This is a genomic window from Hyalangium sp., assembly GCF_035629615.1.
Classification (GTDB): domain Bacteria; phylum Myxococcota; class Myxococcia; order Myxococcales; family Myxococcaceae; genus Hyalangium.
The window spans coordinates 1-4,073 of record NZ_DASPHO010000029.1 but is presented as its reverse complement, the minus strand read 5'-3'; the positions used below and the strand labels follow the sequence as shown (position 1 = coordinate 4,073).

Sequence of the window (4,073 nt, the reverse complement as noted above, 5' to 3'; positions counted from 1 at the left end):
TCGATGATGGAGTGGTGGTCTACGTGAACGGGACCCAGGTGTTCTCGCGCCACATCAACAATCCTGCACACAACAAGTACGCATCCGCGAGCGTAGAGGACCTGCAGGAGACCGCGAGCCTGGCGCTGTCACCCAACCCGTTCATCCACGGCGAGAACACCATCGCGGTGATGGTGAAGCAGGTAGGAGCCACCTCGCCGGATCTCTCCTTCGATCTCGCGCTGGAGGTGGGGATCATGGCCGGGGGGCACTGAGGGCCTCGGCACGCTGGAGGTCTCGCGTGAGCTCGGCGCGTCGGGACTGCCTCTGGTCCTCGGAGGTGAAGGGGATCTTCTCGAACTCTTCCCGGGCGGCGCGGGCCACGCGCGCCACGCCGTCCCGGGCGATGACGCCCACCTCATAGGCCTCCACGGCAGCGCCTACGTAGTTATCGAAGAAGAAGATGCGCTGGGCGCGCCAGGCTTTCCGGACAGCCTCGGGCGTGTCGACGACGTCGTGGATGAAGATGGCCCGGACCGACTCGGGGTGGGCCGCCAGCATCTGCTCGCCAAAGGCCACATCTCCCTGGCCGCTGTCGCCGGTGAAGACGAAGCCATATTCCGGGTAGAGCTGTGCGTAGCGGCTGAAGTTGTCGAACTTCTTCTCCGCGATGCGAGCGTTGCCGATGAGGTGGCTGAAGGCCCCAGCGAGCATCACCGCCGAGCTCACCCCATGCTGGCGCAGGGTCTCGAGGGTCTTGTCCTCGATGAGCCCCATGGGATCCATGGGCCGGGCGCTGACGAAGGTGAGATCGCCCTCGCGGCCGGGGATGACGCCGGGACCGCGATCGAGCTCCCGGTAGAACTGGAGCACGCCGGGATACACGGTCTTGGGGGGGTAGCGGGTGTCCTTCCAGTTGGCGAGGAACGTGTCGTCAATGTCGCTGAGGACCTTGTTCTCGCCGCTCGGGGCGGCGGCGGCCTCTCGGCGGAGGTGGTCGAGGATTTCCTGCCGGAGTGCCGGGTCATCCACGTCAGTGAAGACGAGCTGCTGCAGGTCGCGGTAGTTGCCACGACCATCGAGGAGGTTCTTGAACTCGGTGAGCTCGCGGCCGCGCAGCCCGAGGAACAGGGCGCGGACCATCCGCTCGGCGAGCTGGTGCGTGGGGCCCTTCTGGAGCGCGAACATGAGGCCCGCACGCACGGGAAGGCCCAGCTCGTGGGCGCGTCTGACGCACAGCAGGTCGAGCAGCGCGGTGAGGTTGTTCGGGCCGACGACACGGTCGTCCACGTCGGAGAAGAGGGCGTCCACATCCACGTTGGTGAGCAGGTAGTTGAGCTCATCCGCGGCAGCGGTCTCGAAGAGCTGGAGGATCTGCTGCTCGTCGCGCCGATCGGTGTGGCCCGTCATCAGGGCGCGCAGGGTCTGGAGCTTTGGCGTCGCGGTGGAGAGGTCCACGGGGACTCCCAGGAGGGGGCGGCGCACATCGCCGCAGTCGAGGATCAGCCTAGCGCGGTGGTGGGAGAACTGGGAGACGTGGGTGCGCGAGGACTCGTGACAAGGGGGCAGGAAGCCTGCTTCGCTAGCCCGTGAATGCCGCCCGTTTCCTCCGAGCCGCCGTTGATGCCCCTGCCGCCGGACGAGGTCCATGTCTGGATCACGGAGCCCGAGCAGATCGAGGAGCCTCGGTTGCTCGAGGCGTACCTGAGGCTGCTCAGTCCCGAGGAGCGAGAGAAGCAGCGGAGGTTCCACTTCGAGCGACACCGGCGGCAGTACCTGGTCTCGCATGCGCTCGTGCGGTTGACCTTGTCGCGCTATGCGCCGGTGGGACCCGAGGCGTGGTCCTTCGTCACGAACGCGTATGGCTGCCCGGCGGTGGCGGGGGAGGGGAGCCCGAGGCTGCGCTTCAACCTCAGCCACACGGACGGGATGGCGATCGTAGCGGTGGCGCGCGACGTGGATGTGGGCGTGGATGTGGAGGACGCCTTGCGTGCGGGAGAGACGGTGGGGCTCGCCGACCGGTTCTTCGCGCCCTCGGAGGTGACGGCCCTGCGGGCTCTGGAGGTAGAGCGCCAGCAGGAGCGCTTCTTCGAGTACTGGACCCTGAAGGAGGCGTACATCAAGGCGCGAGGAATGGGCCTCTCGCTCCCGTTGGAGCAGTTCGCCTTCGGGCTCGAGCCAGGACAGCCGCCGAGGATCTCCTTCGATCCACGCCTGCGAGACGATCCCGAGGCGTGGCAGTTCTTCCAACACCGGCCCTCCTTGAGGCACCAGGCCGCCCTGGCCGTGCGCCGGCCGAGGAGCCAGCCGCTTCAGGTCCGCTGGCTGAGGACCGTGCCCCTGAGCACGGATACATAGGCTCTTCCTCGGCACGCTGGCGTACGAGCTATCTTGTCGTAATAGGTAGGGCAGAAGCTATGCTACCTATCACGTGAGATCATGACCCAACATTCTGGACAGCCCGAGAGCTGGGAGCAGCTGCTCTCGCGCAGAGTTCGTACCCTGGCGCGCACCGGGCCCCTTCACCGCCTCGAAGAGGGCAAGGCGAGCCGGGCGCGCAACCTGGAGCGGCATGATCTGCGCGCCCTGGCCTTGCGCGCGATCGACTCCGCCATCGAGCACATGGGGCTCGGCTATGGCGCGACCCGGCAGAACCTTCACCACGCGCTCGAGCCGTTGATCCGCACCGCGGAGCCCCCCCTCACCAGCAAGGACGTCACCGAAGTGGCGGATGCCGTGATCGAGCACCTGCTCAACGAGCCGTCGCGCAGGCGCGCCTTTGACGAGCCGTACATGTCCTTCGAGGGGCCCACCACCGCCACCTGGCGCTCCGTCCGCTTTCACCTCCTGCGTGAAGAGGAGGCGGATGATGGCACCATCGTCGTGAAGGCAACGACCGAGGCCATCAACTTCTACGCGGGTATGCTCGACGTGGATGTCGAGGATGCCCAGACGGCGGCAGAGGCGGTGCTTCGGGCTCAGGTCGACCGCGGCGCGATCGGCGCGGCTGTCGCCACCGCCCGTCAGGCCCGCCTGCGGAGCATCGAATATGCGGAGTCGCTCCGGAGCACCCTCCGCCAGGTGCGGCGGGATGTGGCCCGTGTGAATGCTCAGCGCATGCTCGCCACCATCGCCTCGGCGCGCGGCCACCTCGAGACGCGGCTGCAGGTGGAGCGGGGCCTCCTCGACACGGTGGAGGAGCGGGTGGCGGTGGACGACGGGAAGGATGCGTCCTCTCTGGTCGAGCTTCGGGATGCCCTGAGCGACTGCCGGCAGCGCCACCTGAAGTTGCACGAGGAGCTGCTCACGGTGAACGAGACCTGGCTGGCTGAGCAGGAAGTCCAGCGCTTCCGCCGCGTGCGCGCCAGCGCCCTGCCGGACCTCGAGCGAGAGGTCTTTCACCCGCTCGTGGCACACACGGTCGAGGTGGTGGCGCCGCTGATCGAGGAGCTGCTCCCGGCCCTGCATGGACCGGCCGTGCTTCCTGTCTTCGATCTCGCCGCCCTGGCCAGCCAGCTGCTGGCTCCGCGGCGGCGTGAGGCCGAGCAGGACCTTGAGGTGTCCGCGGACATCCTCGAGCCGCTCTCGGCGATCGAGGCGCGGTTCGCTCCCGAAGTCCGGGAGGCCGTGGAGCGGTGGCTCGCTCGAGGGGGAACGCTCGGAGGGTTGCTGGAGGCGTCGCGCCAGGCGGGAGAGCCCCCGGCCATCCGCCGGCTGCTCGTGCTGAGGCTCCTGTGGGCCTGGGATCCCGATGGAAGGGAGCCCTTCGCCGTCCGGGCTGACGGCTCGCTAAACGATCTGGAGTATGGCGGTCAGGATCTGCGCGTTGGAGGGAGCGAATGAGCACGCCTACCAGCGAGGCCGAGGACGCCGGGCGGCTCCTCTTCTACGCGCTGGCTCGCAACCGGGCCATGGAGACAGCGCATCGAGAGTTGCTGCGCCGCTACCGCACGGATGGTGGGTTCCAAGGCCAGGTGGAGTCGTTCGCGCGAGGCCTGGGGCTTCGGGTGCTCGATGTGCTGGACCAGGGCCTCGTCCTCGCGGCGGATGGCGACTCCCCCTTCACGTTCCGTCTCTCGGACTACAGGCAGAAC

General features: G+C 67.7%; 4 protein-coding genes and 1 pseudogene. 4 read left to right on the top strand and 1 reads right to left on the bottom strand.

What is annotated here, in order from left to right; all coding sequences use genetic code 11:
- Window positions 1–254 (top strand): annotated as a pseudogene (locus VD972_RS01300) (hypothetical protein); the annotation flags it as partial.
- Here the strand turns inward: VD972_RS01300 and VD972_RS01295 are convergent.
- The gene (locus VD972_RS01295; protein ID WP_324979521.1) at window positions 235–1,437 is read right to left on the bottom strand and encodes a phosphatase domain-containing protein; all 1,203 of its coding nucleotides are present in this window, start codon (window positions 1,435–1,437) and stop codon (window positions 235–237) included. The pseudogene VD972_RS01300 and the gene VD972_RS01295 overlap by 20 nt on opposite strands.
- 135 nt (window positions 1,438–1,572) lie before the next feature.
- On the opposite strand from VD972_RS01295, the gene VD972_RS01290 reads away from it, so the two are divergent.
- From VD972_RS01290 to VD972_RS01280, 3 genes are all read left to right on the top strand, one after another.
- Window positions 1,573–2,337: a 4'-phosphopantetheinyl transferase family protein gene (locus tag VD972_RS01290; protein ID WP_324979518.1), complete on the top strand. Its 765-nt coding sequence runs from the start codon at window positions 1,573–1,575 to the stop codon at window positions 2,335–2,337.
- A gap of 81 nt (window positions 2,338–2,418) precedes the next feature.
- Window positions 2,419–3,822 (top strand): hypothetical protein, encoded by a 1,404-nt coding sequence (locus tag VD972_RS01285; protein ID WP_324979516.1) that lies wholly within the window; start codon window positions 2,419–2,421, stop codon window positions 3,820–3,822.
- A partial coding sequence (locus tag VD972_RS01280) for a hypothetical protein (protein WP_324979513.1) occupies window positions 3,819–4,073 on the top strand: 255 nt, incomplete at its 3' end. The genes VD972_RS01285 and VD972_RS01280, both read left to right, overlap by 4 nt.